This is a genomic window from Mycobacterium sp. 1245111.1, assembly GCF_001673405.1.
GTDB lineage: Bacteria > Actinomycetota > Actinomycetes > Mycobacteriales > Mycobacteriaceae > Mycobacterium.
Window position 1 is genome coordinate 64,757 of the sequence record NZ_LZLV01000145.1, and the last position, 24,695, is coordinate 89,451.

The 24,695-nt window shown below is 67.0% G+C and carries 26 protein-coding genes; 14 read left to right on the top strand and 12 right to left on the bottom strand.

Features of this window, described 5'->3' with window-relative positions; translation table 11 throughout:
• Positions 1 to 30 precede the first annotated feature (30 nt).
• Positions 31 to 783, top strand: coding sequence for an alpha/beta fold hydrolase (locus A5658_RS23585; RefSeq protein ID WP_067340935.1), 753 nt, complete (start codon positions 31 to 33; stop codon positions 781 to 783).
• Here the strand turns inward: A5658_RS23585 and A5658_RS23590 are convergent.
• Positions 780 to 1,688, bottom strand: coding sequence for an A/G-specific adenine glycosylase (locus tag A5658_RS23590; RefSeq protein WP_067340937.1), 909 nt, complete (start codon positions 1,686 to 1,688; stop codon positions 780 to 782). The genes A5658_RS23585 and A5658_RS23590 overlap by 4 nt on opposite strands.
• Here A5658_RS23590 and A5658_RS23595 point away from each other — a divergent pair.
• Entirely contained in the window at positions 1,687 to 2,316 is a 630-nt protein-coding gene (locus tag A5658_RS23595) for a carbonic anhydrase (RefSeq protein WP_067340940.1), read from the top strand. The two genes, A5658_RS23590 and A5658_RS23595, sit on opposite strands and share 2 nt — an antisense overlap.
• A 4-nt stretch (positions 2,317 to 2,320) precedes the next feature.
• On the opposite strand, the gene A5658_RS23600 is transcribed toward A5658_RS23595, so the two are convergent.
• From A5658_RS23600 to A5658_RS23610, 3 genes are all read right to left on the bottom strand, one after another.
• Positions 2,321 to 3,247, bottom strand: coding sequence for a PE-PPE domain-containing protein (locus A5658_RS23600; RefSeq protein ID WP_067341017.1), 927 nt, complete (start codon positions 3,245 to 3,247; stop codon positions 2,321 to 2,323).
• Positions 3,248 to 3,365: 118 nt separating this feature from the next.
• Entirely contained in the window at positions 3,366 to 4,031 is a 666-nt protein-coding gene (locus A5658_RS23605; protein WP_067340943.1) for a response regulator transcription factor, read from the bottom strand.
• A 1-nt stretch (position 4,032) separates the two neighbouring features.
• The gene (locus A5658_RS23610; protein ID WP_369830560.1) at positions 4,033 to 5,370 is read right to left on the bottom strand and encodes a histidine kinase; all 1,338 of its coding nucleotides are present in this window, start codon (positions 5,368 to 5,370) and stop codon (positions 4,033 to 4,035) included.
• A 62-nt stretch (positions 5,371 to 5,432) separates the two neighbouring features.
• On the opposite strand from A5658_RS23610, the gene A5658_RS23615 reads away from it, so the two are divergent.
• A complete protein-coding gene (locus A5658_RS23615) occupies positions 5,433 to 8,312 on the top strand; it encodes an RND family transporter (protein WP_082993384.1) in 2,880 nt (959 codons plus the stop codon).
• Between the two features lie 23 nt (positions 8,313 to 8,335).
• Positions 8,336 to 9,130, top strand: coding sequence for a hypothetical protein (locus A5658_RS23620; protein WP_369830561.1), 795 nt, complete (start codon positions 8,336 to 8,338; stop codon positions 9,128 to 9,130).
• A gap of 3 nt (positions 9,131 to 9,133) precedes the next feature.
• Here the strand turns inward: A5658_RS23620 and disA are convergent, their stop codons facing one another.
• Genes disA through A5658_RS23635 form a run of 3 tightly spaced genes read right to left on the bottom strand, consistent with a single transcriptional unit; the run spans position 9,134 to position 12,287 of the window.
• A complete protein-coding gene (gene disA, locus A5658_RS23625; protein ID WP_067341026.1) occupies positions 9,134 to 10,246 on the bottom strand; it encodes a DNA integrity scanning diadenylate cyclase DisA in 1,113 nt (370 codons plus the stop codon).
• A gap of 6 nt (positions 10,247 to 10,252) precedes the next feature.
• Positions 10,253 to 11,686, bottom strand: a complete 1,434-nt coding sequence (gene radA, locus A5658_RS23630) for a DNA repair protein RadA (RefSeq protein ID WP_067340951.1) — start codon at positions 11,684 to 11,686, stop codon at positions 10,253 to 10,255.
• A 40-nt stretch (positions 11,687 to 11,726) separates the two neighbouring features.
• Positions 11,727 to 12,287: a hypothetical protein gene (locus A5658_RS23635; protein ID WP_067340954.1), complete on the bottom strand. Its 561-nt coding sequence runs from the start codon at positions 12,285 to 12,287 to the stop codon at positions 11,727 to 11,729.
• 321 nt (positions 12,288 to 12,608) lie between these two features.
• Here A5658_RS23635 and carD point away from each other — a divergent pair, with 321 nt between their 5' ends.
• From carD to A5658_RS23665, 6 genes are all read left to right on the top strand, one after another.
• On the top strand, positions 12,609 to 13,097 hold the full coding sequence (gene carD / locus A5658_RS23640) for an RNA polymerase-binding transcription factor CarD (protein WP_067340958.1): 489 nt from the start codon (positions 12,609 to 12,611) through the stop codon (positions 13,095 to 13,097).
• 38 nt (positions 13,098 to 13,135) lie between these two features.
• Positions 13,136 to 13,798: a 2-C-methyl-D-erythritol 4-phosphate cytidylyltransferase gene (gene ispD / locus A5658_RS23645; RefSeq protein ID WP_156751621.1), complete on the top strand. Its 663-nt coding sequence runs from the start codon at positions 13,136 to 13,138 to the stop codon at positions 13,796 to 13,798.
• Positions 13,795 to 14,271, top strand: coding sequence for a 2-C-methyl-D-erythritol 2,4-cyclodiphosphate synthase (ispF, locus tag A5658_RS23650; RefSeq protein WP_067340962.1), 477 nt, complete (start codon positions 13,795 to 13,797; stop codon positions 14,269 to 14,271). Before ispD ends, ispF begins: the two co-directional genes overlap by 4 nt.
• Positions 14,272 to 14,365: 94 nt before the next feature.
• A complete protein-coding gene (gene cysS / locus A5658_RS23655) occupies positions 14,366 to 15,772 on the top strand; it encodes a cysteine--tRNA ligase (protein ID WP_067340964.1) in 1,407 nt (468 codons plus the stop codon).
• The gene (rlmB, locus tag A5658_RS23660) at positions 15,762 to 16,691 is read left to right on the top strand and encodes a 23S rRNA (guanosine(2251)-2'-O)-methyltransferase RlmB (protein WP_067340966.1); all 930 of its coding nucleotides are present in this window, start codon (positions 15,762 to 15,764) and stop codon (positions 16,689 to 16,691) included. The genes cysS and rlmB overlap by 11 nt, the downstream gene beginning before the upstream one ends.
• A gap of 15 nt (positions 16,692 to 16,706) precedes the next feature.
• Positions 16,707 to 17,195: a hypothetical protein gene (locus tag A5658_RS23665; RefSeq protein WP_156751622.1), complete on the top strand. Its 489-nt coding sequence runs from the start codon at positions 16,707 to 16,709 to the stop codon at positions 17,193 to 17,195.
• Here the strand turns inward: A5658_RS23665 and A5658_RS23670 are convergent.
• Positions 17,175 to 17,822: a TetR/AcrR family transcriptional regulator gene (locus A5658_RS23670; RefSeq protein WP_197503199.1), complete on the bottom strand. Its 648-nt coding sequence runs from the start codon at positions 17,820 to 17,822 to the stop codon at positions 17,175 to 17,177. The genes A5658_RS23665 and A5658_RS23670 overlap by 21 nt on opposite strands.
• A gap of 76 nt (positions 17,823 to 17,898) precedes the next feature.
• On the opposite strand from A5658_RS23670, the gene A5658_RS23675 reads away from it, so the two are divergent.
• Positions 17,899 to 18,372, top strand: a complete 474-nt coding sequence (locus A5658_RS23675; protein ID WP_067340975.1) for a hypothetical protein — start codon at positions 17,899 to 17,901, stop codon at positions 18,370 to 18,372.
• Positions 18,373 to 18,397: 25 nt separating this feature from the next.
• Complete coding sequence (locus A5658_RS23680) at positions 18,398 to 19,309, top strand: glycerophosphodiester phosphodiesterase family protein (protein ID WP_082993389.1); 912 nt, start codon at positions 18,398 to 18,400, stop codon at positions 19,307 to 19,309.
• On the opposite strand, the gene A5658_RS23685 is transcribed toward A5658_RS23680, so the two are convergent.
• The 3 genes from A5658_RS23685 to A5658_RS23695 are packed head-to-tail and all read right to left on the bottom strand — an operon-like array spanning position 19,306 to position 22,228.
• Positions 19,306 to 20,547, bottom strand: coding sequence for an SLC13 family permease (locus tag A5658_RS23685; protein WP_067340981.1), 1,242 nt, complete (start codon positions 20,545 to 20,547; stop codon positions 19,306 to 19,308). The two genes, A5658_RS23680 and A5658_RS23685, sit on opposite strands and share 4 nt — an antisense overlap.
• A complete protein-coding gene (locus tag A5658_RS23690; RefSeq protein WP_067340983.1) occupies positions 20,544 to 21,470 on the bottom strand; it encodes an MBL fold metallo-hydrolase in 927 nt (308 codons plus the stop codon). The genes A5658_RS23685 and A5658_RS23690 overlap by 4 nt, the downstream gene beginning before the upstream one ends.
• Positions 21,470 to 22,228: a LamB/YcsF family protein gene (locus A5658_RS23695; RefSeq protein ID WP_067340985.1), complete on the bottom strand. Its 759-nt coding sequence runs from the start codon at positions 22,226 to 22,228 to the stop codon at positions 21,470 to 21,472. Before A5658_RS23695 ends, A5658_RS23690 begins: the two co-directional genes overlap by 1 nt.
• A 60-nt stretch (positions 22,229 to 22,288) precedes the next feature.
• Between A5658_RS23695 and A5658_RS23700 the strand changes: the two genes are divergently transcribed.
• On the top strand, positions 22,289 to 23,362 hold the full coding sequence (locus A5658_RS23700; protein ID WP_067340987.1) for a LacI family DNA-binding transcriptional regulator: 1,074 nt from the start codon (positions 22,289 to 22,291) through the stop codon (positions 23,360 to 23,362).
• 4 nt (positions 23,363 to 23,366) lie between these two features.
• On the opposite strand, the gene kstR is transcribed toward A5658_RS23700, so the two are convergent.
• Positions 23,367 to 23,972 (bottom strand): cholesterol catabolism transcriptional regulator KstR, encoded by a 606-nt coding sequence (gene kstR / locus A5658_RS23705; RefSeq protein WP_197503200.1) that lies wholly within the window; start codon positions 23,970 to 23,972, stop codon positions 23,367 to 23,369.
• Between the two features lie 294 nt (positions 23,973 to 24,266).
• Here kstR and A5658_RS23710 point away from each other — a divergent pair.
• Positions 24,267 to 24,695: acyl-CoA dehydrogenase family protein (locus tag A5658_RS23710; protein WP_197503201.1), on the top strand; the 429-nt coding region annotated here is incomplete at its 3' end.

Below are 24,695 nucleotides of genomic sequence, written 5' to 3' on the forward strand. Positions count from 1 at the left end.
AGCCGACGTAAAGCGCGCAAAGATGGGTGGATGGCCGCTGATCTGCTGACCCATCGTGGTGGGCACGGTGATCCGGTGGTGTTGGTACACGGCCTGATGGGCCGTGGCAGCACCTGGTCGCGTCAACTGCCGTGGCTGACCGAACTCGGCGCCGTCTATACCTACGACGCACCGTGGCACCGCGGCCGCGACGTCGACGATCCGTTCCCGATCAGCACCGAACGCTTCGTGTCCGACCTCGCTGACGCCGTTGCCGCGCTGGGTACCGCGGTTCGGCTGGTCGGGCACTCGATGGGCGGCCTGCACTCGTGGTGTCTGGCCGCCGAGCGGCCCGAGCTGGTTTCGTCGTTGGTGGTCGAGGACATGGCGCCGGACTTCCGAGGCCGCACCACCGGACCGTGGGAGCCATGGCTGCACAGCTTGCCGGTCGAATTCGATTCCGCTGAAAGGATATTCGCAGAATTCGGCGAGGTAGCCGGCCGATACTTCCTGGAAGCCTTCGACCGAACCGATACCGGGTGGCGGCTGCATGGCCATACTTCGCGATGGATCGAGATCGCCGCGGAATGGGGAACTCGCGACTACTGGGCGCAATGGCAGGCGGTGCGGTCGCCCGCGCTGCTGATCGAGGCGGGCAACTCGGTGGCGCCCGCCGGCCAGATGCAGGCCATGAGCGAGAATGGCTACCGCACAACATATTTACGAGTACCTGAGGCCGGACACCTGGTTCACGACGACGCGCCGCAGGCATACCGTCGGGCGGTCGAGTCGTTTCTGGCTTAGCCCTCTTCGCCGGCCAAGGCGAACCGGCCGTCGCTGGTCTTGGCCACCAGGCCGTCGGCCAGTAGTGACTGCAGGGCGCGGTCGCGTTGCACGGGATCGCGCAGCCACACCACGTCGAGCTGATCGCCGGTGACCGGTAAGTCGTTGCCGCGCAACACGTCAAGCAGCCGGCCGCGAACTTGCCGGTCGGTTCCGGCGTATGTTTGCGGTTTACGGGTCGGGCCTTCCGACGGCGGAAAGCCGGCCGAACGCCACTGGCAGACGCTGAGCGGACACAGGCCACACTTCGGTGATCGTGCCGTGCATACCGTGGCGCCCAATTCCATCAGGGCTGCAGAAAACGTGGTCGCTGTCGAATCGTTGGGCAACAACGCCGAGACGTCGGCATGGTCGCGGACCGCGGACGCCGGTCCTGCGTCCGCCTTTCCGTGCACCACGCGGGCCACTACTCGGCGCACGTTGGTGTCGACCACCGGCACCGCCTGCCGATAGGCGAAGCACGCGATCGCTCGGGCCGTGTAGCTGCCGACGCCCGGCAGGGTCAGCAGGACCTCGACGTCGTCGGGGACCTCGTCGCCGTGTTCGCGTGCGATGACCACGGCGCACTCGTGTAGGCGTCTGGCTCTACGCGGGTAGCCGAGTTTGCCCCAGGCGCGCACGATCTCACCCGTCCCGGCCGCGGCTGTCGCCGACGGAGTCGGCCATCGCGCAATCCAGTCCAGCCAGATCGGTTCCACCCTGGATACCGGCGTTTGCTGCAGCATGAATTCGCTCACCATGATCTGCCACGGCGTCACATCGGGCTTTCGCCACGGCAGGTCGCGTCGGTTCCGGTCGTACCAGCCGAGAAGTTCACTCGGCGTTAGGAGGGATGTCTCAACCGCCTGCGGCAGAATGTGTGCCATGCCTAATACGAGCCCGGTAAGCGCGTGGAAATCACTCAAAGAGGGTAACGAGCGGTTCGTCGCCGGTCAGCCTCAACACCCAAGCCAAAGCGTCGACCACCGGGCCAGCCTCGCCAACGGCCAAAAGCCGACGGTGGCGCTGTTCGGTTGCGGTGATAGCCGGGTGGCCGCCGAGCTCATCTTCGACCAGGGTCTGGGGGACATGTTCGTGGTCCGGACGGCCGGTCACGTGATCGACTCAGCGGTGCTCGGCTCGATCGAGTTCGCGGTAGCCGTGCTCAGCGTGCCGCTGATCGTCGTGCTCGGCCATGACAGCTGCGGCGCGGTGAAGGCGACGCTGACCGCTCTTGACGAGGGGGTGCTTCCGGGCGGTTATGTGCGCGACATCGTGGAGCGGGTGACGCCGTCGGTACTGCTGGGCCGTCGCGAAGGCCTCAAGCGTGCCGACGAGTTCGAGGCGCGCCACGTGGTCGAGACCGGCAATCAGCTCGTCGAGCGTTCCACGGCGATCGCCGCTGCGGTCGCCACCGGTGACTTGGCGGTTGTCGGCGCGACGTACCACCTCGCCGATGGCCGGGTGGTGCTGCGCAACATCATCGGCGACGTCGGCGATGAGGTCGCCGACTAACCGGTCAGAACGTGTTGGTGAGGTAGAACTCCAACGAGTTGAAGACGCTCTCGAGCAGTCCACTGTTGGCGGCCCCATTCGCGAACACCGCCGTCAGCCACGCCGCGGTGTCGTTGAAGGTGTCGGAGATGTCGACGTTGGTGATCATGTTGTCGACGGTCGTGGTCGCGTTGGCGATCTCCTCCGGTGTCAACCCCAGGTACTCGACGTGCGTGGTGAACAGGCGCACCAAGGGCTCGAGCAGCCCGCCGTCGTTGAAGTCCGGTTGGAAGTCGGCGACCCCATCGCCTTCCAGCGTGAAGATCGTCGTGGGATAGATGTCATCCGGCGTCACGTTTCCCAGGACGCCGTCCATGCCGAGATCCGTGAGAAGTGTGTTGGTCAGACTGGTCCCGAAGATTCCGTCCATGTCCGCGACCAGGTTCGGCCAGACACCGGTGTCCGCCAGCGATGGGTCGCCGATGAACACGAAATGCAGGTCGGCGCTGGGGATTCCGTCTGCCTCGAGTCGGCTCATCGCGATCGATTCCGCGGTCGCGCTCTGTGAGTAGCCGAAGATGGTCAGCGGGTGCTCGGCGTCGAAAGCGCCTGGGTTGGCCTCGAATTCGTTCTTCACGGCGAGGACGACATCGTCGGCTGCGGTGAGGCTACTCGGGCCCTGCTGGATCAGTTCGGGCGTCGTCAGCACCTGCAGCGGTGCGCTGCAGGGGTCGGTCGCGATCATGTCGCAGACCGTGGAGGATGTCGCACCGCCGTCGAAGCCGAGCGCGTGCAGGTACAGATTTTCCGCGGTCTGCGCGAAGGCGGTCGACGGCATCGGCTCGGTGGTCCCGCCGAGAATGATCGCGGTCTCACTTCCCGCCAGCGGCCCCAGCAGCGTGTCGTCCGCGTGGGCGGCCTGACTGCTCATCAATCCGGCAAGGCCGGTCATGAGGCCGACGGTGGCAACTTTCGCGAGTCCCTGGTATCCGTGCACCGAATCTTCTTATCCGAAGTTAAGCCTGGATTTGGGAAGTTCTTGATCTTGGGTGAAGAAAGTCCGTCGCGGGCTAACTCGGAGTGCGCGGTGCGACGAGTCCATGGTCGTAGGCGTACACGATCGCGGCCGCCCGGTCGCGCAGCTGCAGTTTTCCGAAGATCCGGCCGATGTGGCTTTTCACCGTCAGCTCCGAAATGCACAGCTCGTCGGCGATCTCGGTGTTGGAGCGGCCCTGCCCGATGAGCCGGAGCACATCGCGCTCGCGGGTGGTCACTTCGGTCACGGTGTCGGGGCGATGGTCCCCGGCGGCGCGGCGATAGGTGCTCAGCACCCGCGACGTGACAGCCGGGTCGAGGTAGCTGTCGCCCTGCGCCACCGCGCGCACGGCGCGGATCAACTCCTCGGCCGACGAGTCCTTGAGCACGAAACCCGACGCACCTGCGCGGAGCGCGCCGGACAGTAGTTCGTCGTCGTTGAAGGTGGTCAGTGCCAGCACCGGTGGCGACTCGACTGCGGCGAGCCGACGGGTGGCCTCGATGCCGTCGACTCGCTTCATCCGCAGGTCCATCACCACCACGTCGGGTCGGTGTTCGGCCACTGCCGGCGCGACCTCGTCGCCGTCGCTGCATTCGGCGACGATCACGAATCCGTCCTTGCGCCGCAGGATCCGGCGCAGCCCGGAGCGGACCAGTTCTTGATCGTCGACCAGCAGCACGCTGATTTCGGGGGTGCCCATCTCAGCGCCCGCACCGCCAATTGTTCGCGTCGTTGATCGGGATTTCGGCATGCACGGACCATCCCTGCGGGCAGGGTCCGGCGTCGAGCATTCCGCCGAGAAGTTCGACTCGCTGCCGCATCCCGGGAAGGCCACGTCCGCGCTGCGATGACGAGGTGGCAGGTACGGTGACCGGAATGTCGTTGACTACCGACAGCGACGCATGCGATGACGAAACAGACAGGGCCACATCTGTTTTGGATGCCATCGCGTGTTTGGCGATGTTGGCCAGCGATTCCTGGGCAATGCGATAAAGCGCTAGACCCACCGCGGCCGACACGCGTTCCTGCCGGCCCTCGTTGTGCAGTGTGACCGGAAGGCCGGCCGAGACAAAATCATCGATTAGGGCCGGGATGTCGGCGATACCAGGCTCGGGCGCCATCTTGGTGGGGCCGGCCTCGAGCAGACCTACCGTGCGCCGGATGTCAGCCATCGCCTGCCTGCCCAGCCGCTCGGCATCGATGAGCGCGGCGACCGCGTCGTCGATGTCGGCGTCTTGCTGGAGTGCGCGCCGTGCCCCGGTGACATGCAACATCGTCACCGATAGCGAGTGGGCGATCACGTCGTGCACCTCCCGCGCGATCCGGCGCCGCTCGTCGGCGGCGGCGTGCTCGGCCAGGTCGGCCTGCAATTCCTGCTGTTTGACCAGTAGTTGCGCCTGAATACGCATTAGCGCGCCGACCAGCCAGCCCATCGCGGCGCAGCTCGCGTACAACGTCAATTCGTCGAGCCGGTGGGTCGCCGAAGCGACCGCCAGCAGAGCCACCGCCGATCCCAGGGCGAGGACGCCATAAACCACCGGGGCAAGGGCTGCGACGACTCCGAGCATCAGCGCGAGCAGTACCGGCGCGACGTCGCTTTTGATCGGTGTCGATGTAGCGAACAGCCAGATGATGACGGCGGAGTAGGAGGTGGTCCAGGTGAGCGCCGGGCTGAATTTGATTGCGAGAGCAAAGAACAGCACCAACGGCGAGACGGCGATAAGTGCAGCGGTTAACGCTGCCGGCAAATCTCCCCGGTTGGCGTGCTGTGCGGTCGCGGCCACCACGATCAAGATCAGCGTACTGTCCACCAGCAGCACGAATGTCCAGGAGAATCCCACCGGGATCAGCTCGGTGCGCGCCCGAAGGCGATCACGCACATATCGAGACACCACACCCAACATCGGATCATCGTAGAAGGGTTTGTCGCCGCAGACATCCTGCCTCGGTAGGAATTCGGATACGACCGTGGTAGCACGACGAAAACCGAACTGCAGCACGATGTCGCGGCCGGCGCGGTTCCATAGCGTTGCCGACATGAGATGGCACGAAAACCCAGAATCGGCAACCGATTTCAGCGCTGCGTCACAACGGCAGACCGTTGCCTGATCTGCTCGCGCCGGTCGCCCGGTTCACCGGTCGGTACGCCGTACTCGCCGTGCTGGGCTGGATCGCGATCGCAGTGGCGGGAAACCTTGCGGTTCCGCAGTTGGAGCGCGTCGTCGCGACGCATGCCCGGACGTTCATGCCGACCGATGCGGCCAGTGCCGTAGCCGCGAAACGCTCCGCCGAGCTGTTCGGCGGTGCACCCAGTAACAATCTCGATTATGTTGTGCTGGAGCGTGATCGGCCCCTACAACCGGCCGATCGAGGCTACTACGACAAGCTGGTCGCGGCGTTGCGCGCCGACACCGAGCATGTCTACGCGGTAACCGACCTGTGGTCGGACCCGATCACGAAGTCGGCGGCCGAAAGCCGCGACGGCCGGGCGGCGGATCTGATGGTCCGGTTGTCCGGCATGCTGGGCACCGCGCAGGCCGGCGCCGCCGTCGCGGTCGTGCGTGACACCGTGCGTCGCCTCGGCCCGCCGCCTGGCCTGCATGTCTACGTCACCGGGCCGGGTGGCACGCTGGCCGACGAGTTCGCCGCGATCGACCGTCAGATGTTGCTGATCACCGCGGCGACCGTGCTGGTGATCATGGTGTTGCTGTTCGTGGTCTACCGGTCGCCGGTGACCGCGGCCGTCCCGTTGATCTCGGTCGGGCTGGCGCTGGCGGCCGCTCGGCCGCTGATCGCCCTTTTGGGAAACCATGGCGTGGTCGAGGTGTCGCTGTTTTCGGTCGCGCTGGTCGCGGCGATGATCCTCGGCGCCGGAACCGATTACGCGATCTTTTTGATCGGTCGATACCACGAGGGCCGACGACGGGGCGCCGACCGCGCTGTCGCGTTGCTCGACGCCTATCGCGGCGTCGCGCCGGTGGTGATCGGCTCGGCGCTGACCATGTCAGCGGCATTGGCGTGCTTGAGCCTCGCCAAGGTGGGCATGTTCCGTAGTACCGGAATACCCTGTGCGATCGGCGTTTTGATCAGCATGGTAGCTGCCTTGACACTCACCCCGGCGCTGATCGGTTTGGCCGGCAACCGAGGCATGCTGGAGCCGAGGAGATCAATGATCGCGCGTCGCTGGCGGCGCATCGGCGTCATCGTGGCCCGCTGGCCCGGACCCGTCATGGTGGTCAGCGGGGGATTGATCGCGGTCTTGATCCTGCCGCTCGCCGGGATGCGGACGGGATGGAATGAACCGGAGGCGACCCCGCCCGGCACCGAGTCCAACCAAGGTTATTCGGCGATGGCGCAACACTTTCCGCCGAACAAACTGCTGTCCGACATCGTGACGGTAGAAGCCGACCACGATCTGCGAAACCCGGCCGGCCTGATCGCGGTCGAACGGATAACCCGGCAGATCATGGCCGTTCCCGGGGTTCGGACGGTGCAGTCGGCCAGTCGCCCGGCCGGCACTGTGCCCGACGAAGCCACATTGAGTTATCAGGCCGGGTACATCGGTCAGCGATTCGGCGACAGCATCGACGCTGTCGTGCAACGGTTCCGGCGGATAGGAGACCTGGACGCCATCCTGTCGCAGATGGGCGCAGCGCTGGACCACATGAACCGCGGAATGCAGGGCAGCGCGGGTGGTCTGCGTGAGATCGGTTCGGGCGCCGACGACATGCGCAACGGGATCGACGGCATCCGTGACGAGGTCGCAACGATGTCCGGGTATATGACCCCCTTGCGGAACTTCGTCGACAGCACGCCAAACTGCCCGGCCAACGCGATCTGTGCACTGGTGTCCCGCGTCGTGCAACCCGTCGATAGCATGATCCGGAGTTCAGATGAGTTAGCCAGTGGCGCAACCAAACTGACGGCGGGATCGGGAACGGCGACGACGTCGTTCGCCACCATGCCGCAGGCGCTGCAGTCGATGCGTGAGGTGCTGAATCAGGCCAATGCGGCAACTCGTGAGCTGCGCGGCGTCGCAGACTCGATCGGCCCACAGGTACGGCAGGTAACCGACTATCTGAAGGAACTCGATGCGGGCTTCCGCAACAGCGCGGCGGGCGGCTTCTACCTGCCCGACCGCGCGCTGTCTGACCCGCGGTATCGAGCGGCGTTGAACAACCTGGTTTCCCGAGACGGTCGGACGACCTACTTCGTGGTCTACGGAGACGGCCAGGAGTGGGGCGGCGACGGCGCTCAACGAGCTCGCCAGGTCGAGGCCGCCGTCGCCGAAGCCACCAAGGAGGGAACCTTGACTCCGCTGTCGGTGGGTCTGGCCGGGGTTGGACCCGCCACCCGAGACCTGCAGAGCCTGGTGCACGACGACGTCGTATTGCTGGTCGGAGCGACCCTCGCGTTGATTTTTCTGATCGTCTCGGTGATGCTGCGCAGCCCGGTGGCGGCGGTGGCAGTGGTGGGCACCGTGATCGTCTCGTACGCCTCGGCGCTGGGTGTCAGCGTTCTGGTCAGCCAGTACCTGTTCGGCCAGCCGCTGCACTGGGCGGTGGCGCCGATGGCGTTCATCGCCCTGGTCGCGGTCGGCGCCGACTACAACCTGCTGCTGGCGATGAGGATCCGTGAGGAGTTGCCCGCGGGGATCCGCACCGCCATCGTCCGGGCGTTCGCGGCCACGGGTGGGGTGGTGACCACCGCGGGCGTCGTGTTCGGGATGACGATGTTCGCGCTGGCCGGCAGCACCGTGCTCAGCATTGAACAGGTAGGTCTGACCGTCGGGATCGGGCTGTTGCTGGACACGTTGATCGTCCGGACGTTCCTGATGCCGTCGCTGGTGGCGCTGCTGGGTCGCTGGTTCTGGTGGCCGCGGGTGCCGATCCGCCGGCCGGCCGCTGGGGCCCGAGAACGTAACAACTCGGCATCAGTTAACTGGGCGACACGCCGAGCCGGGTCGGCGCTGTCGGTGTGACCTGCCCTTACCGTGTAAATGTGCTGGATCTGGATCTGGAGCCGCGAGGCCCGCTGCCGCCGGAGATTTACTGGCGACGCCGGGGATTGGCGATCGGCGTCGCGGTCATCGTGATCGCCATCGTCGTCGCGATCATCGTGGCCGTGATGAGCGGCAACGCCGGCGCCAATACCTCGCCCGCCGCCAAGAAGCCGGCCCCGGCCGCGCAGGGCGCGAACCCCGAGGTCAAGACCCAGGTCGAGCCGCCGGCCGGCGAGGACGCCGGCCAGCAGCCGCCCCCGACCCCGACCGCCGCGGTGCTGCCGCCGCCCGTGCTCAACGCCGGCGACGACTGCCCGGACTCGACGCTGGCGGTCAAGGGTCTGACCAACCAGCCGCAGTACGCCATCGGCGACCAGCCGAAGTTCGTCATGGTGGTCACCAACATCGGGCTGGTGGCCTGCAAGCGTGACGTCGGAGCCGCCGTGCTGGCCGCCTACGTCTACTCGCTGGACAACAAACGGCTGTGGTCGAACCTGGACTGCGCGCCGTCGAACGAAACGCTGGTCAAGACCTTCGCCCCCGGCGAGCAGGTCACCACCGCGGTCACCTGGACCGGGATGGGGTCGGCTCCGCACTGCCCGTTGCCGCGGCCGGCGATCGGGCCTGGCACCTACAACCTGGTCGTACAGCTGGGAAACCTTCGCTCGCTTGCGGTCCCGTTCATCATGGCCCCGCCGCTGCCTCCGGGCGCTGCGCCGCCTCCGCAGCCCGGACTGCCCGGGGCGCCGCCGGCACCGGGTCCGCTGCCCGGCCCGGCCCCCGCCCCCGGCGGTTGATCCTCAGCTGATCGGATCGCCGATCGTCGATTCGGCCAACTGCGACAGTCCTTCTCGCACATGGCGGGCCCAGATCTCGCCGATTCCCTCGACCGCTTCCAGGTCGCCCGCGCTGGCCGCCAATAGGCCCTGCAGCGACCCGAACTCGCGGACCAGTCGGTCGGCGTGGGCGAACTGCAGCCTCGGAATCTCCGACATCGCCCGGTAGCCACGCGAGCTCACCGCGGAATCCTGCGCTTCCGCTGTCGACGGGTAACCGAAAACCCTTGCCATCGTGGTGAAGTCGAGCAACTCGGTGTCGGACATGGCATCCAGCTCGTCGAGCGTGGCGGCGACCTCGGCCTTCGACAACGGCTCGGGGTTGGCGTGGTAATCACGCACGATCAGCTCGCGGGAAGCCTCGTTACCGCCGAGCAGCTCTTCCAGTTGCAGTCGTAGCTGGCGGCCGTCGGTACCCAGTTCGACGACTTCGTAGTCCAGTTCGACACCGATTCGCCGGACCAGTTCGAGCCGCTGCACCACCGTCATCACGTCGCGCAGCGTGACGAAGTCCTCGATCTCGGCGCGGGACAGCTGCCGGCTGACCTCGTCGAGCCGGGCCTTGTACCGCTCCAGCGTGGCGATGGCCTGATTGGCCCGAGACAGGATCGTCGACGAGTCGGCCAGCACGTGCCGCTCGCCACTGAGATAGACGGTCACGATGCTCATCGAGTGGCTGACCGAGATCACCGGGTAGCCGACTTGGCTGGCGGCCCGCTCGGCCGAGCGGTGCCGGGTCCCGGATTCGTCGGTGGGGATCGACGGGTCGGGCACCAGCTGCACGTTGGCTCGCAGGATCCGGCTGCCGTCGGTGGACAGCACCACCGCACCGTCCATCTTGCACAGCTCCCGAAGCCTGGTCGGGGCGTAGCGGACGTCGAGCGAGAAGCCGCCGTCGCAGATCGCTTCGACGCTGTCGTCGTAACCCAGGACGATCAGGGCGCCGGTCCGGCCGCGCAAAATCCGCTCCAGCCCGTCGCGCAGCGCCGTACCCGGCGCCAGCCGCGCGACCGCCTCACGCAGGGTGGGACGCTGCTGCGGCGCCGAGCCGTTCGTGGTTGCCTTGCCGACCGTCATCACCACTCATTGTGACTCATTGCGCTCCGTCCGAATGGCGTCCAGTGGATACGGGGCCGCAGGGAGCCTCTCGCGACGCTCGGCGATATTGAGCACGTGCTCCAACGCGGCGCCGATGTGCGGCGCCTCCAGGGTTTTCAATCCGGGCGGCACCGCGCCGCCGCCGGACGGGATCAGCGCCGTGGTGAAACCCTGCCGGGCGGCCTCGGCCAGTCGGCGTTCCATCCCGCTGACCCGCCGCAGGTCGCCGGCCAGCCCGACTTCGCCGATCATCACCGCGGTCGCCGGCAGCGGCAGATTGGCATACGCCGACGCCAGCGCGACCGCGACCGCGAGATCCGACGATGGGTCGGTGAGCCGCATCCCGCCAACGGTCGACAGGTACACGTCGTTGACGGCGATTTTCAGCCGTGCGTGCTTTTCCAGCACGGCGGCGATCATCGCGGCCCGCGAATGGTCGATCCCGCTGACCGCTCGGCGCGGTGAGCCACCCGAAGGCGTCGCCAGCAGCGCCTGGATTTCACCGACCAGCGGCCGCTTACCGTCGAGGGTCACGGTGATCGCGGTGCCCGGGACCGGCTGCGGCCGCTGGTCCAGGAACAGCCCGGACGGATCGGCGACCCCTTCGATTCCACTGTCCTGCAACACAAAACAGCCGACCTCGTCGGCCGCACCGAAGCGGTTTTTGATGCCGCGGACGATCCGCAGCAGCGAATTGCGGTCGCCTTCGAAGTGCAGCACCACGTCGACCAGGTGTTCGAGCGAGCGTGGACCCGCAATGGCGCCGTCCTTGGTGACGTGCCCGACCAGAATCAACGGCACCCCAGTGGTTTTCGCCGCAGCGGTCAGCGCGGTGGTGACCGCGCGCACCTGCGTGACGCCACCGGCGACACCGTCGCTGTCGGAGCTGGCCATGGTCTGCACCGAGTCCACGACCACCAGCGTCGGCTGCACCGCCTCGATGTGGCCGAGCACCGCATGGAGATCCGAGTCGGCGGCCAGGTAGAGCTCGTCGTGACTGCAGCCCGTCCGATCGGCGCGCATTCGGATCTGGCCGCGTGACTCCTCGCCGGAAACGTATAACGCCCGCCGCCCCGACGCCGCCCACTCGTGGGCAACTTTGAGTAGCAGCGTCGACTTGCCCACCCCTGGATCGCCGGCGAGCAACGTGACCGAACCGGGCACGACGCCGCCACCCAGGACCCGGTCGAGCTCGTCAATTCCGGTGGGGCGGTGGCGAGTTCCGTCGGGCTCGACCGAGCTGATCGGCACCGCGGCCGACGACGGGCTCACTATCGAGCGGGTGCTGCCCCGGACCGCGCTGAGCACCGTGACCTCGTCGACGGAACCCCACGTGCCGCATTCCAGACACCGCCCGACCCATTTCGCCGTGACATGACGACATTCCGAGCAGCGGTACTGCGAACGCGCCTTGGCCACCCTGTGACGGTATCCGCCAGGTGTGACAAAACCGCGGAAGTTAGCGGTTCGAGGGTTCTGGCGCCGAGATCGGCACCGCGACGCTGACGCTGCCGGCCTTTTCGAAATTGAAGGTGACGTCGTAGTTGGGGCCGTTGGTGATCGGCTTGCTCAGCGCGATGGTGGCCTTGACCGTGTCGGCGTTCTCGATGGCGTCGTCGGCCTTCTTGGGCTGGCCGTTCTGGGTGCCGACGAACAGCACGCCGCTGGGGTGCAGGGTGGGATCTCCGGTGACTGTCACCTTGCCGATGTCGGTGGTGATGCCGACCAGCTTGTCGGTGATGTCCGGCGACTGGTTGACGGCGACCAGGACAAGATCGACCGTGTCCCCGGGATGCAGGTAGTCACTGGTCTGCAGCGCCTGGATCCGCACGTTACGCAGCGCGACGTTCTTGACCACCGCCTGGTTGCCGTCGACAGCAGATTGCTGCATGGCGGTCTGCGAGAGCTGGCCGGCGCCGCATCCGGAGAGTGCGACAGCGCCGATCACGGCGCTCGCGGCAAGCCCGGCGAGCTTTGCCGAGCGACCAGATCTCGGGACGCGGTAGTCGAAGCGGTTCACTCAAAGCCTCCTGCTCGGCCCTCGAACGCCTGCGGTTCGACTATGCACAGTAGTAGGTCGGTCGGGTCGGCGGAACCTGAGGGCGGAGATGGTGCACGCAGGCGGTTAGAGCAGCGCAGTAACACGAAAACTGAGACGAACGGCACGACGCCGACGGCTTCCGGATACCGCCAAACGGGATCTGGATTCATCGTGGTCCTGCACGAATTTCGCGGTCTGTCAACCCCCTCTCCGCGTGCGCGGGGCCCCTGACCTGCACCGTTGTTCTACGTGTGTCCGCGGGGCGTGTTACCATGGAGCTACGAAAGGGGCTCGAAACTGATGAATTTTGCGGTCGGAGACACCGTTGTCTATCCACACCACGGTGCTGCGTTGATCGAGGCGATCGAAACCCGAACCATCAAAGGGGAGCAAAAAGAATATCTCGTCCTGAAGGTGGCGCAGGGCGACCTCACAGTTCGGGTACCTGCGGAAAACGCCGAATACGTCGGCGTCCGCGATGTGGTCGGCCAAGAGGGCCTCGACAAGGTGTTCCAGGTGCTTCGCGCGCCGCACACCGAAGAGCCGACCAACTGGTCCCGCCGCTATAAGGCCAACCTGGAAAAGCTCGCCTCCGGCGACGTCAACAAGGTTGCTGAGGTGGTTCGCGACCTCTGGCGCCGTGACCAGGAACGCGGCCTGTCCGCCGGCGAAAAGCGGATGTTGGCCAAGGCCCGACAGATCTTGGTGGGCGAATTGGCGCTCGCGGAAAGCACCGACGACGCCCGCGCGGAGACCATTCTCGACGAGGCGCTTGCCGCCGCGTCCTGAATTTCGGCGACGATTTCCCTAACGCTCGAGGAACCGCTTTGACCGGTACGGTCGCGGTCGTTCCGGCCGCTGGCTCGGGCGAACGTCTGGCTGCCGGTGTTCCCAAGGCGTTCTACCAGCTCGATGGCCGGACTCTGGTCGAGCGCGCCATCGACGGCCTGCTGAAGTCCGGCGTGGTCGATCGCGTCGTCGTGGCAGTGCCCGCCGACCGCACCGATCGGGCAAAGCTGATTCTCGGGCGGGACGCGACCGTGGTGGCGGGGGGAGCCAATCGCGGCGAATCGGTCAGCCGGGCGCTGGAGGCAGTCGGCGCACCGGAGTTTGTCCTGGTACACGACGCCGCCCGGGCCCTGACTCCACCCGATCTGGTGGTGCGCGTCGTCGACGCGCTGCGGGCCGGCCATCCCGCCGTCGTGCCCGCTCTGCCGGTCGCCGACACCATCAAGGCCGTCGACGGCAACGGCGCCGTGTTGGGCACACCCGAACGGGCCGGCCTGCGCGCGGTACAGACCCCGCAGGGCTTCACCACCGACCTGTTGCTGCGGGCCTACCAGCAAGCCGGCACCGCGGATTTCACCGACGACGCATCGCTCGTCGAGCACATCGGGGGACAGGTTCAGGTCGTGGACGGCGATCCGATGGCCTTCAAGATCACCAACCGGCTGGACCTGATGCTGGCGCAAGCGATAGTGAACCAGTGAACGTCCGCATCGGCCTTGGCTCCGACGTCCACGTCATCGAGGCCGGCCGCCCGTGTTGGCTGCTGGGCCTGCTGTTTCCTGATGTCGACGGCTGCGCCGGGCATTCCGACGGTGACGTGGCCGCCCATGCGCTGTGCGATGCGATGCTGTCGGCGGCTGGCCTGGGCGACATCGGCGACGTGTTCGGCGTCGACGAGCCCCGCTGGGCCGGCGTCACCGGCATGACGATGCTGCGTCACGTCGCCGAGCTGCTGACCGAACACGGCTACCGGGTCGGTAACGCGGCCGTTCAGGTCATCGGCAACCGCCCCAGGGTCGGGCCGCGTCGCGACGAGGCGCAGACCGCGCTGTCCGAGGTGCTGAATGCGCCGGTATCGGTATCGGCGACCACCACCGATGGGCTGGGCCTGACGGGCCGCGGCGAGGGCCGTGCGGCAATCGCAACGGCTCTGGTGATCGAACTTTCACGCTGAGCAGTCACAAAATCGCACTGATCCGGTGTCCTGCGTGCGAGTTTGCGACTGCTGGCGCAATCAGGGCCGGACTGGCCCGGTAAGCTGGCCCGTCGTGACCGATAGCGCCGACCTGCGGCTACACGACACGGCAACCGGTGCCGTCCGTGACTTTGTTCCGCTGCGGCCAGGGCACGTTTCCATCTACCTCTGCGGCGCCACCGTGCAGGGACTGCCGCATATCGGCCACGTGCGCAGCGGGGTGGCGTTCGACATCCTGCGGCGCTGGCTGACGGCGCGGGGCTGCGACGTCGCGTTCGTCCGCAACGTCACCGACATCGACGACAAGATCCTGAACAAGGCCGCCGCCGCGGGCCGGCCGTGGTGGGAATGGGCGGCCACCTACGAGCGGGCGTTTTCCGCTGCCTACGACGCGCTCGGCGTGTTGCCTCCTTCGGTCGAGCCGCGGGCCACCGGCCACATCACGCAGATGGTGGAACTGATCGAGCGCCTGATCGAGTCCGGCAACGCGTACGAGGGTTGCGGCGACGTCTACTTCGACGTGAAGAGCTACCCGGAATACGGCCGGCTGTCCGGACACAAGATCGAGGACGTCCACCAAGGTGAGGGGGTGGCCACCGGCAAGCGTGACGAGCGCGACTTCACGCTGTGGAAGGGCGCCAAGCCCGGTGAGCCGTCGTGGCCCACGCCGTGGGGGCGTGGCCGACCGGGCTGGCATACCGAATGCGTGGCGATGGCACGCGAGTACCTGGGTCCTGAGTTCGATATCCATTGTGGCGGAATGGATTTGGTTTTCCCGCATCACGAGAACGAGATCGCGCAGAGCCACGCGGCCGGCGACACGTTCGCCCGGTACTGGCTGCACAACGGCTGGGTCACCCTCGGCGGCGAGAAGATGAGCAAGTCGCTGGGCAACGTGCTGGCGATTCCGGCGATGCTGCAGCGCGTGCGCGCCGCCGAGCTGCGCTACTACCTGGGCAGTGCCCACTACCGGTCGATGCTGGAGTTCTCCGAGGCGGCGTTGAAGGACGCGGTCAACGCGTACGTCGGGATCGAGGAGTTCTTGCATCGGGTGCGTACCAGGGTCGGTGCCGTCGAGCCGGGCGAGTGGACGCCACGGTTCGCCGACGCCCTCAACGACGACTTGGCGGTGCCGACGGCGCTGGCCGAAGTGCACCGCACGCGCGCCGACGGCAACCGCGCGCTCGATGCCGGCGACCACGACGCCGCGCTGGCCGCTGCCGGATCGATCCGGTCGATGATGGGCATTCTCGGCTGCGATCCGCTCGATGAGCGGTGGGAAACGCGCGACGAGACGTCGGCCGCGCTCGGGGCCGTCGACGTGCTGGTGCGCGCCGAGTTGGAACGACGCCAACAGGCTCGGGCGCAACGTGATTGGAAGCTCGCCGACGAGATCCGGGATCGGCTCAAAGATGCCGGGATCGAGGTCACCGATACCGGCGACGGCCCGCAGTGGTCGCTGGAATCCGATGGCCGGTAACTCGCAGCGGCGCGGCGCGATCCGCAAGACGTCCAAGAAAGGCCCGACCGTCGGCTCCGGCGGTCAACGACGTCGCGGGTTGGAAGGTCGCGGCGCCACGCCACCCGCGCATATGCGGCCCAACCATCCCGCCGCCAAGAAGGCCAAGGCGCAGGCCCGCCGCCCGGCAAAGCGCAAAGATGACGGCGCCGAAACCGTGTTGGGACGCAACCCGGTGCTGGAATGCCTGCGCGCCGGAGTTCCGGCGACCGCGCTGTATGTCGCGCTCGGCGCCCAGGCCGACGAGCGACTCAGCGAATCCGTCACGCTGGCAGCCGATTCCGGTATCGCGATCCTGGAAGTGCCGCGCACCGACTTGGATCGGATGACCACCAATGGTTTGCATCAGGGCATCGCACTGCAAGTCCCGCCGTACAACTACCTGCATCCCGATGATCTGCTCAAGGCGGCGCTGAACAATCCGCCTGCGCTGCTGGTCGCCCTGGACAACATCTCCGATCCGCGAAATCTCGGCGCGATCGTCCGCTCGGTCGCCGCGTTCGGCGGTCACGGGGTGCTGATTCCGGAGCGGCGGTCGGCCTCGGTGACCGCCGTCGCCTGGCGAACCAGTGCCGGTGCGGCCGCCCGGATTCCGGTCTCGCGCGCCACCAATCTCAATCGGACACTGAAGGATTGGGCTGACAAAGGCCTGCAGCTCGTCGGGCTTGACGCCGAAGGTGACACGGTCGTCGACGATGTGGACGGCGCAGGACCGATCGTCGTCGTGGTGGGATCCGAGGGCAAAGGACTGTCTCGGCTGGTACGGCAGAGCTGTGACGCGGTGGTGTCTATTCCGATGGCCGGCCCAACCGAGTCGTTGAATGCATCGGTCGCCGCCGGAGTGGTGTTGGCCGAAATCGCCCGGCAACGACGCCGCTAGCGAAGGATGGACCGGATGCGCGACCACAAGATTCACGCCGCAACCGGAGTCTTCGCGGTCTACACCGCAGGCATGCTTGTTCTGGAACGCCGGATGCGGGCCACCGGCGGCCCGGGAATCATCGCATTTGAGTTGGCCGGCAGCGGTTTTCGCGCCGAACAGATCATGGCGCAGTGGGGGCGAGACGGCCAGCGGGCGGCACGTACGTCGATGTGGCTGGACTTCGGATACATGACGACCTACGGCGTCCTTGTGGCGCTGCTGATCGAGCGTGCACGACGTCGGTGGGGGCATCCGCGCGCGCTCACATCCGCCGCGTTGGTGGCCGTCGCCGGTGATGCGATCGAAGGCGTCTCGCTGATCAAGGTCCTCGACCGCGACCGCGTCGACCTTCACGCGCGCCGCGCGCGGGGAGCCGCCCTGGGGAAATTCGCGGCGCTGGTCGGCGCGCTCGGCTACGTCGTGGCCGAGGCCGCGCGCCCGCTATTTTCCAGAATCCGGTGAAACTGGTTGCCGAACAAGGTATCTAGTGAGCAGGCTGACGATCTCGTCTTCGAGTTGTTGCGGGTCGGCCGGATCCGGCGATGCGATCAGCCGGTGCACGAGCGACTCGATGGTGGTCACGACGACGCGGGCGCTGAGTCGGCCATTGGCCTGCACGGCCGAATGGCTGTCGAGCAGCCCGGCGGTGGCGTCGACCATCGACTCCTCCAAATCATGCAGCCGCGCAAGGAAAGCCGGCGCCCGCGGCGCTTCTTCGAACAGCACCCGGTGCAATCGCGGGTTATCGCGATGATTGTCGATGGTGGCCCTGACGACGACGCGTAGCGCCGCGTCGAGTTGCTCTGGCAGACCTTCGGCCAATCGCTTGCCGAGCAACTCGGCTCCGGCGTCGACGTGGGCCTCCATCAGGGCGCGCAGGATCGCATCCTTATTCGGAAAGTATTGATACAGCGAGCCGATGGAGACCTCGGCGCACTCGGCGATGCGGTTGGTTGTCCCGGCCGAGTAGCCGTATTCGCCAAAAATGTGAGCCGCCGCATCGAGGATGCGCTGCCGGGTGTGTGCCGCGCGGTCCTGTGTCGGCTGCTTGCGGGGCTGAAAGCGGTCTGGCGGAGCGATGGCGTCCACCTCCGGAAAAGCGAGTAGTCAGGCCATATCTCGGCCCGCAGAATGAGCGCACCTTAACACTTTCGAGGAGCTACCGATGCGGACAATCCAGCTGCAGACAACCTTGCCGACCAGCGCAGATCGGGTATGGCGGGCAATGCAATCCCCGGTCACCTTCCTCTACGTCTGCAAAGGCCTGTTCGGTGTGCCGGCCCTGGCCGGGCGGTCCGAGCCGTTGCAAGCCGGCGAATGCGGCACCGGCTGGCTGATCGCCTTTCACGTCGTCCCGGCCTACCGGCACACCATCGAAGTCATCGACGTCGACGAGGCGCAGCGGACGATCCGAACCCATGAGCACGGCGGGGTGCTGCGCGCGTGGAACCACACGCTGCGGGTCGAACCGGTCGACGCTCAAACCTGCCGCTATTTTGACACCGTCGAGATCGACGCGCGCCCGATTACGGCCCTCGTCGCAGCCTTGGCGGTCGGTATCTTCCGGTATCGGCAGCGACGCTGGCGCAAGCTCGTTCGTCGACACTTGCTACCGCAGGGGCCGACCTACGCAAGCTAGCCTGGTTCGCGTGCTGGCCCGGCTGATGTTCGCGTCGATCACGGTAACCGCCGCCGTCCTGGCGCCGACTGCCTCCGCGGATGCGGTCGACTTCGATGTGGTGGCGCATCGAGGCGGCCCGGGTGACAGGTACATCGGCGAGTCGCTGCCGGCATTCGCGAACGCGCTCGAAACCGGCGTCAGCACTCTGGAACTCGACATCGGGATCACCAAGGATCGGCAGCCGGTGGTCTGGCACGACGAGTTCATCGACCCCGCGAAATGCGCCGACACGGGTCCGGCGGTCGTCGGCGATCCGCAGTACCCCTATGTAGGTAAGCTCGTCCACGAGCTCACGCTGGCCCAGCTCCGAACGTTGGACTGCGGCAGCACGATTGCCGTGCTGCCCGAGGTGTTCGCCGTGGCCGACCTATACGGAGCCGATGTGCGCTACGACATCGAAACGAAGGTCGACGCCGAACAGCCCTCTCGTACTGCGCCTCCCGCGACGTTTGTCGACGTGATCATGAATGCCGTTCGGGCGGCGGGCAGGGTCGACCAGGTGGAGATCGAAAGCTTCGACTGGCGCGCCTTGCCGTTGGTGCACCGAGCTGAGCCGTCGATTCCATTGGTGGCCTTGTGGAATCAACAGACCTGGGCACCGGGGTCGCCTTGGCTGGCCGGCGTCAACCCTGCCGAGGTCGGGGACGCCGTCACCGGCGCCACCCGGGTCGGCGCGACGATCCTCTCACCGGACTACTCGTTGGTCGACCGGGCCTTCGTCGACCGCGCGCACTCGTCGGCGCTCAAAGTCCTTCCCTGGACGGTGGACAACCCCGACGACATGCGGGCTCAGATCGACGACGGGGTCGACGGCCTCATCACCAACTATCCCGCCGTGCTGAGGGGCGTGCTCGCCGAACGAGGCATGCCGTTGCCGCCCGCCTATCGCCGCTAGATACCGAGCAGTCGACCCACCGCCCACAACGCCAGCACCGCCATCACCAGGGATGTGGGCACCGTGAACAACCCGAGCCGGGTGTACTCGCTGACGCTGGCGGACACGTCGTAGCGACGTAACACGCTGCGCCACAGCAGGTTTGACAGGGACCCAACATAGGTCAAGTTCGGGCCGATGTTGACGCCGATCAACACGGCCAGCACCGCGGCCGGGCCGGTCGGTGCCACCAGCGGCACCAGGACCAGTGTCGCTGGCAGGTTGTTGGCAATGTTGGCCAGCACGGCGGCCAGCGCGGCGTAGCCGAGCAGGGCGAGCAGCCCGGAGCCGGAGGGCATCAACGCGCCCATCCGCTCGGACACCCCGTTGCGCATCACCGCCTGCACGACCACGCCCAGCGCGAGCACGAAGACCAGAAACGGCACGTTGACCGCACTCACGATTTCAACCGCCGAGGTGCGCCGGCTCGCGAGGTTGCGTATCCCGAGCACCATGGCGCCTGCCAGCGCGGCCCAGGCCGGCGCCAACCCGACCGCTTCGGCGATGACGAAACCTGCCAGGGTCAGCGCCACCACCACCAACGCGAACACCGGCGTCCGGGGCGCAGATTCGTCCTCCTGAGGTTCCGGCGGCACATCGAGATCGCGACGAAAGAACACGCGGAAAACCACGTAGACGGTGCCCACCGCGGCCAGCCACGGCAGCGTCATCAGCACGGTGAACTTGAAGAACGAAAGCTTCGCCGCGTTAAAGGCAAGCAGATTGGTCAGATTCGACACCGGAAGCAACAGCGATGCGGCATTGGCCAAGTGCGCTGTGGCGTAGGCGTGCGGCCGCACCGGCGCGCACAGTCGCCGGACCGTCGTCAACACCACCGGCGTGAGCAGCACGACCGTCGCGTCCAGACTCAGCGCCGCGGTGATGATCGCCGCGATCACGAACACCTGTCCCAACAGCCGTCGTGAGCCGACGCGGCCACGCGCCATTGCGGCCCCGGCCGCCTCGAACAGGCCCTCGTCGTCACACATCTTGGCCAGCACCAGCACAGCACCCAGGAAAGCGACGACCGGCAGCAGTCGCCCGGCCTCGACCGCCGCGTCGTGCATCGAGATGGCGCCGACCGCGATCAGCAGAACCACCGCCGGCACCGCCGCGATCGCCTCCGGCCAGCCCCTCGGGCGGGCAACCGCGAACGCCAGCACAGCCGCCAGCGACACAACCGCCAGAAGAAGCGTCAAATTCGAACCCAGGGGTCTTCGCGCCGCCACACCGTCGGCATCTCCAGCGCGACGCCGTCGCGTTCGGCCAGTCCACTCAGGACGCGCATCGACGCGTCCAAGTCGTCGGCCACATACGGCAAGGCTCGCAACGGCTTTGACAGTGGGCGGAAGAAGTCGTCCCAGTGCACCAGGACCGCGCGGCGTGCTCCGACGGTCTGCACCGTCTCCGACCAGTAGTCGGTGATGTACGACTCCGGTTGCACGCCGAGTTGTCCGACACCGAGATAGACGACATCGGCCCGCTGGCCGCTCAGTGTGCCTTTCACGAAGCCTGCGCTGCCCTGGATCAGCAGCCGTCGGTCCGACGGTCGGTGATGGACGAACGTCGACCAGGCCTCGCCGCACCGGTAGGCCGCCGCCCTCACCGGTGGGACAACCGGCTGATCGATGGTGCCGGGAAACCGGTCCGGCGGGCTGTGCCGCGACCCGACCAGGGTTATGTCGAAGGGGCCCAGCCGAATTGGCGAACTAGATTCGGCCACCACCAGGCGGTGATCGCCGAGGCCGTGCCCGCGGCCGACATTCGCCGCGGACTCGCCGCCGACCAGCCGGGCGCCGGTGCGGTCGGCCACGAGAGCGGAATCCAGCGCATGGTCGAAATGGGTATGCACCGGGACGACCGCCTCCAGACGCTTGACCCCGACCCGCGCGAGAGATCCATCCACCCGGGCGGGTGACGGCGCTACCTTGCCCAGTCCAACGCGTGCCAGGCTGGGACGGGAAAAGAAGCCATCGGTCATCAGCGCCGAAGATCCGTCGTCGATCAGCAGCGTCGAGACGCCCAGCCACGTCACCGTCAGCGGCGCACCGGAGCTGGCGGCCGGCACGCTGAATCGGTGCGCATGCCGCGCAAGGTCCGGACGCCCGGGGCGCAGCCGCATCAGCAAAACGCCTTCAGGTCAATGCCGTTGGCGGTCAGACGTTCACGGACCGTGGTCGCGATTCGTACCGCGCCCGGCGAATCGCCGTGCACGCACACCGATTCCACCTCCAACGTGACTTCGGATCCGTCGCAGGCGGCGACGGTTCCCGACGTCACCATGGTCAGCACCCGGTCGGCAATCGCTTCCGGGTCGTCGAGCACCGCACCGGGCTCGCGCCGCGAGACCAGTTGCCCGTCAGGTCGATAGGCGCGGTCGGCGAACGCCTCGCCCACCGTGCGTAGCCCACGCTCGGTGGCTTCGTCGAAAAACGCCGAGCCGGCCAAGCCCAGTACTGGCAGACCGGCGTCGACCGCGTGTACCGCAGCGGCGACGGCGGCGGCCTGCTCGCGGTTGGTCACGATCGTGTTGTACAGCGCCCCATGGGGTTTGACGTAGGACACCGTCGATCCTGCCGCCTGCGCCAGCCCGTGCAGGGCGCCGATCTGATAGACGACGTCGGCGAGCAGGTCGTCGTAAGTGGCGTCGACGAAGCGGCGGCCGAAACCGGCCAGGTCGCGGTAGCTGACCTGCGCGCCGATCCGCACTCCGCGCTCGGCGGCCAGTCGGCACACCGACAGCAGTCCCGCCGGGTCGCCGGCATGGAAGCCGCATGCGACGTTGGCGCTGGTGACGATGCCGAGCATGGCGTGGTCGTCGCCGAGTTGCCAGACGCCGAAGCCCTCGCCCAGGTCGGCGTTGAGGTCGATGCAGGCCACGTCGCTAGCTTAGCCGCCGAAAAACGGCTCACCCGGGCGATTCCCGGTACCCTCACAGGCATGAGCCCACTGCCGCGACGCCGGGCGACCCTGGCGTCGTTGGCGGCTGAGCTCAAGGTCTCTCGCACCACGATTTCGAATGCCTACAACCGGCCCGATCAGCTCTCGGACGCGCTGCGGGAACGGGTGCTCGCCACTGCGAAACGATTGGGCTATCCCGGACCCGACCCGGTGGCCCGATCGCTGCGGACCCGGCGGGCCGGTGCGGTCGGCCTGGTGATCACCGAACCGCTCACCTATTCCTTCAGCGATCCCGCAGCCCTGGATTTCGTTGCGGGACTTGCACAATCTTGCGAAGCGCGCGGGCAAGGGCTCCTGCTGGTGGCAGTCGGCCCCAGCCGCAGCGTCGCCGACGGCACGGCGTCGGTGCTCGCCGCCGGCGTCGACGGCTTCGTGGTCTACTCGGCGGCCGGCGACGACCCCTACCTGCAAGTGGTGTTGCAGCGACGGCTGCCGCTGGTGGTGGTAGACCAACCCAAAGACGTTCCCGGCGCGTCCTGGGTGGGGATCGACGACCGGGCGGCGATGCGCAAGATGGCCGACTACGTGATCGGTCTGGGCCATCGCGAGATCGGGCTACTCACGATGCGATTGTTGCGCGATCGCCATCAGGGTCTGGCCGACGCCAACCGCTTGGGCGCATCGACCTTTCATGTGCAGAGCGAACGTATCCACGGTGTCCGCGATTCGATGACAGCCGCCGGCCTCGACCCGGATTCGCTGACCGTCGTCGAAAGCCACGAGCACACCCCGGAATCCGGTGGTGTGGCCGCCCAGATCGCGCTCAAGGCCAACCCGCGGATTACCGCGCTGATGTGCACCGCCGACGTGCTCGCGGTGTCCGCCATGGATTATCTGCGCGCCAACGGCAAGTTCGCGCCAGGCCAGATGACGGTCACCGGCTTCGACGGCGTGCCCGAGGCGATGAACCGCGGCCTGACCACGGTCGCGCAGCCAAGTCTCCAAAAGGGCCGTCGCGCAGGCGAACTCTTGCTTAGCGGGGATATCAACCCGACCATCGAGATGCTCGACACCACGCTGATCCGCGGACGTACCGCCGGCCCGCCGGCCTGAGCGCTCAGGCCTGGGCGGTGTCGCCGTTGCCGATCAGCAGCCGAACCGCCAGCTCCAGCCGCTTGCTGACGTCGGTGGCCGAGGCCCGTCGGGTCAGCCAGGCCAGCAGGTTGTTGGTCCACACATCCGAGATCACCCGGGCGATGTGGTATTGCTCCTCGGTCGGCTCGCCGTCGCTCATCGCCCGCGCGAACATCGAGTCGATCAGCTTCTCCACCTGGTCGACTTCACCGGCCGCGGACGCGTCGGCGAACACGTAGGCGCGGGTCATCGCCTCGGTCAGCAACGGGTTGCGCTGCATCGCGCGGTTGAGCTTGCTGATCATGAAGTTCAGGCGTTGATTCGGCGTCCCGCCGACGAGCGTGGAGCGGTCGGTCTTGGCGTCGATGCGTTCGAACTCGCGGCCCAGCGCCGACACCAGCAGGTGCACTTTGGACGGGAAGTACCGGTACAGGGTGCCCACCGCGACGTCTGCGCGGTCTGCGACCGCCCGCATCTGAACAGCCTCGTAGCCTCCCTTGGAGGCGATCGCCATCGTCGCGTCCAGGATGCGTTTACGACGCTCGCGCTGCGCTTCGGAGCCGAGTTCTGACTCGGCCAGTACCGCCACGTTCATCACCTCACGAGGTTGCGCCGAAGACGAACCCGAGCGTTGCCCCGAGTTGGCGCGTGCTGGTTCCGAAGCCGAACGAGACATCTGACGAACAGCTCCTTTTCTTGCGCGCTCGCCCGAAACGATACGCATGCCGAGCGCGAATATCCCACCTCCGTGCGGCCGGGACACCGGGATGTCCTGCTGCGATGGCATTCGACTTGACGGTCGAACACTGGCACTATTAGAACACGTTCTAGTCCTGTGTGTTGTGTCTCCGGCAACGCCGTTTCCGTCGATCGAGGAGTTCAGGTGGCAACCATCACCGACGAGCAGTTTGCGGCGCGGGAGTTGGTGCGCGACTGGGCTGCCGGTTCCGGCGCGACGGAAGCGGTCCGGGATATCGAACAGGGTGAGCCAAATGCCTGGCAGCCGGTGTTCGACGGCCTCGCCGGGCTCGGTTTGTTCGGTGTCGCGGTCCCCGAGGACTGCGGGGGCGCCGGCGGCAGCATCGACGACCTGGCCGCGATGGTCGAAGAGGCCGCCAGGGCGTTGGTGCCCGGCCCGGTGGCCACGACGGCGTTGGCCACACTCGTGGTGTCCGACCCGGAATTGCGTGGTGCCTTGGCAGCCGGTGAGCGCACCGCGGGCGTCGCTCTCGACAGCGATGTCGAGTACGACGAAGCCGCCGCGCAGGTGTCCGGAACCGTGCCGTTCGTGCTCGGCGGCCTGGCGGGCGGG

What these genes read in the sequence shown, in the direction of transcription:
- A5658_RS23585 (WP_067340935.1), top strand. Translation starts at nt 31, where the DNA reads ATGGCCGCTGATCTGCTGACCCATCGTGGTGGGCACGGTGATCCGGTG.
- A5658_RS23595 (WP_067340940.1), top strand. Translation starts at nt 1,687, where the DNA reads ATGCCTAATACGAGCCCGGTAAGCGCGTGGAAATCACTCAAAGAGGGT.
- A5658_RS23590 (WP_067340937.1), bottom strand. Translation starts at nt 1,688, where the DNA reads ATGGCACACATTCTGCCGCAGGCGGTTGAGACATCCCTCCTAACGCCG.
- A5658_RS23600 (WP_067341017.1), bottom strand. Translation starts at nt 3,247, where the DNA reads ATGACCGGCCTTGCCGGATTGATGAGCAGTCAGGCCGCCCACGCGGAC.
- A5658_RS23605 (WP_067340943.1), bottom strand. Translation starts at nt 4,031, where the DNA reads ATGGGCACCCCCGAAATCAGCGTGCTGCTGGTCGACGATCAAGAACTG.
- A5658_RS23610 (WP_369830560.1), bottom strand. Translation starts at nt 5,370, where the DNA reads ATGTCGGCAACGCTATGGAACCGCGCCGGCCGCGACATCGTGCTGCAG.
- disA (WP_067341026.1), bottom strand. Translation starts at nt 10,246, where the DNA reads ATGACGGTCGGCAAGGCAACCACGAACGGCTCGGCGCCGCAGCAGCGT.
- carD (WP_067340958.1), top strand. Translation starts at nt 12,609, where the DNA reads ATGAATTTTGCGGTCGGAGACACCGTTGTCTATCCACACCACGGTGCT.
- rlmB (WP_067340966.1), top strand. Translation starts at nt 15,762, where the DNA reads ATGGCCGGTAACTCGCAGCGGCGCGGCGCGATCCGCAAGACGTCCAAG.
- A5658_RS23665 (WP_156751622.1), top strand. Translation starts at nt 16,707, where the DNA reads ATGCGCGACCACAAGATTCACGCCGCAACCGGAGTCTTCGCGGTCTAC.
- A5658_RS23675 (WP_067340975.1), top strand. Translation starts at nt 17,899, where the DNA reads ATGCGGACAATCCAGCTGCAGACAACCTTGCCGACCAGCGCAGATCGG.
- A5658_RS23680 (WP_082993389.1), top strand. Translation starts at nt 18,398, where the DNA reads ATGTTCGCGTCGATCACGGTAACCGCCGCCGTCCTGGCGCCGACTGCC.
- A5658_RS23690 (WP_067340983.1), bottom strand. Translation starts at nt 21,470, where the DNA reads ATGCGGCTGCGCCCCGGGCGTCCGGACCTTGCGCGGCATGCGCACCGA.
- A5658_RS23700 (WP_067340987.1), top strand. Translation starts at nt 22,289, where the DNA reads ATGAGCCCACTGCCGCGACGCCGGGCGACCCTGGCGTCGTTGGCGGCT.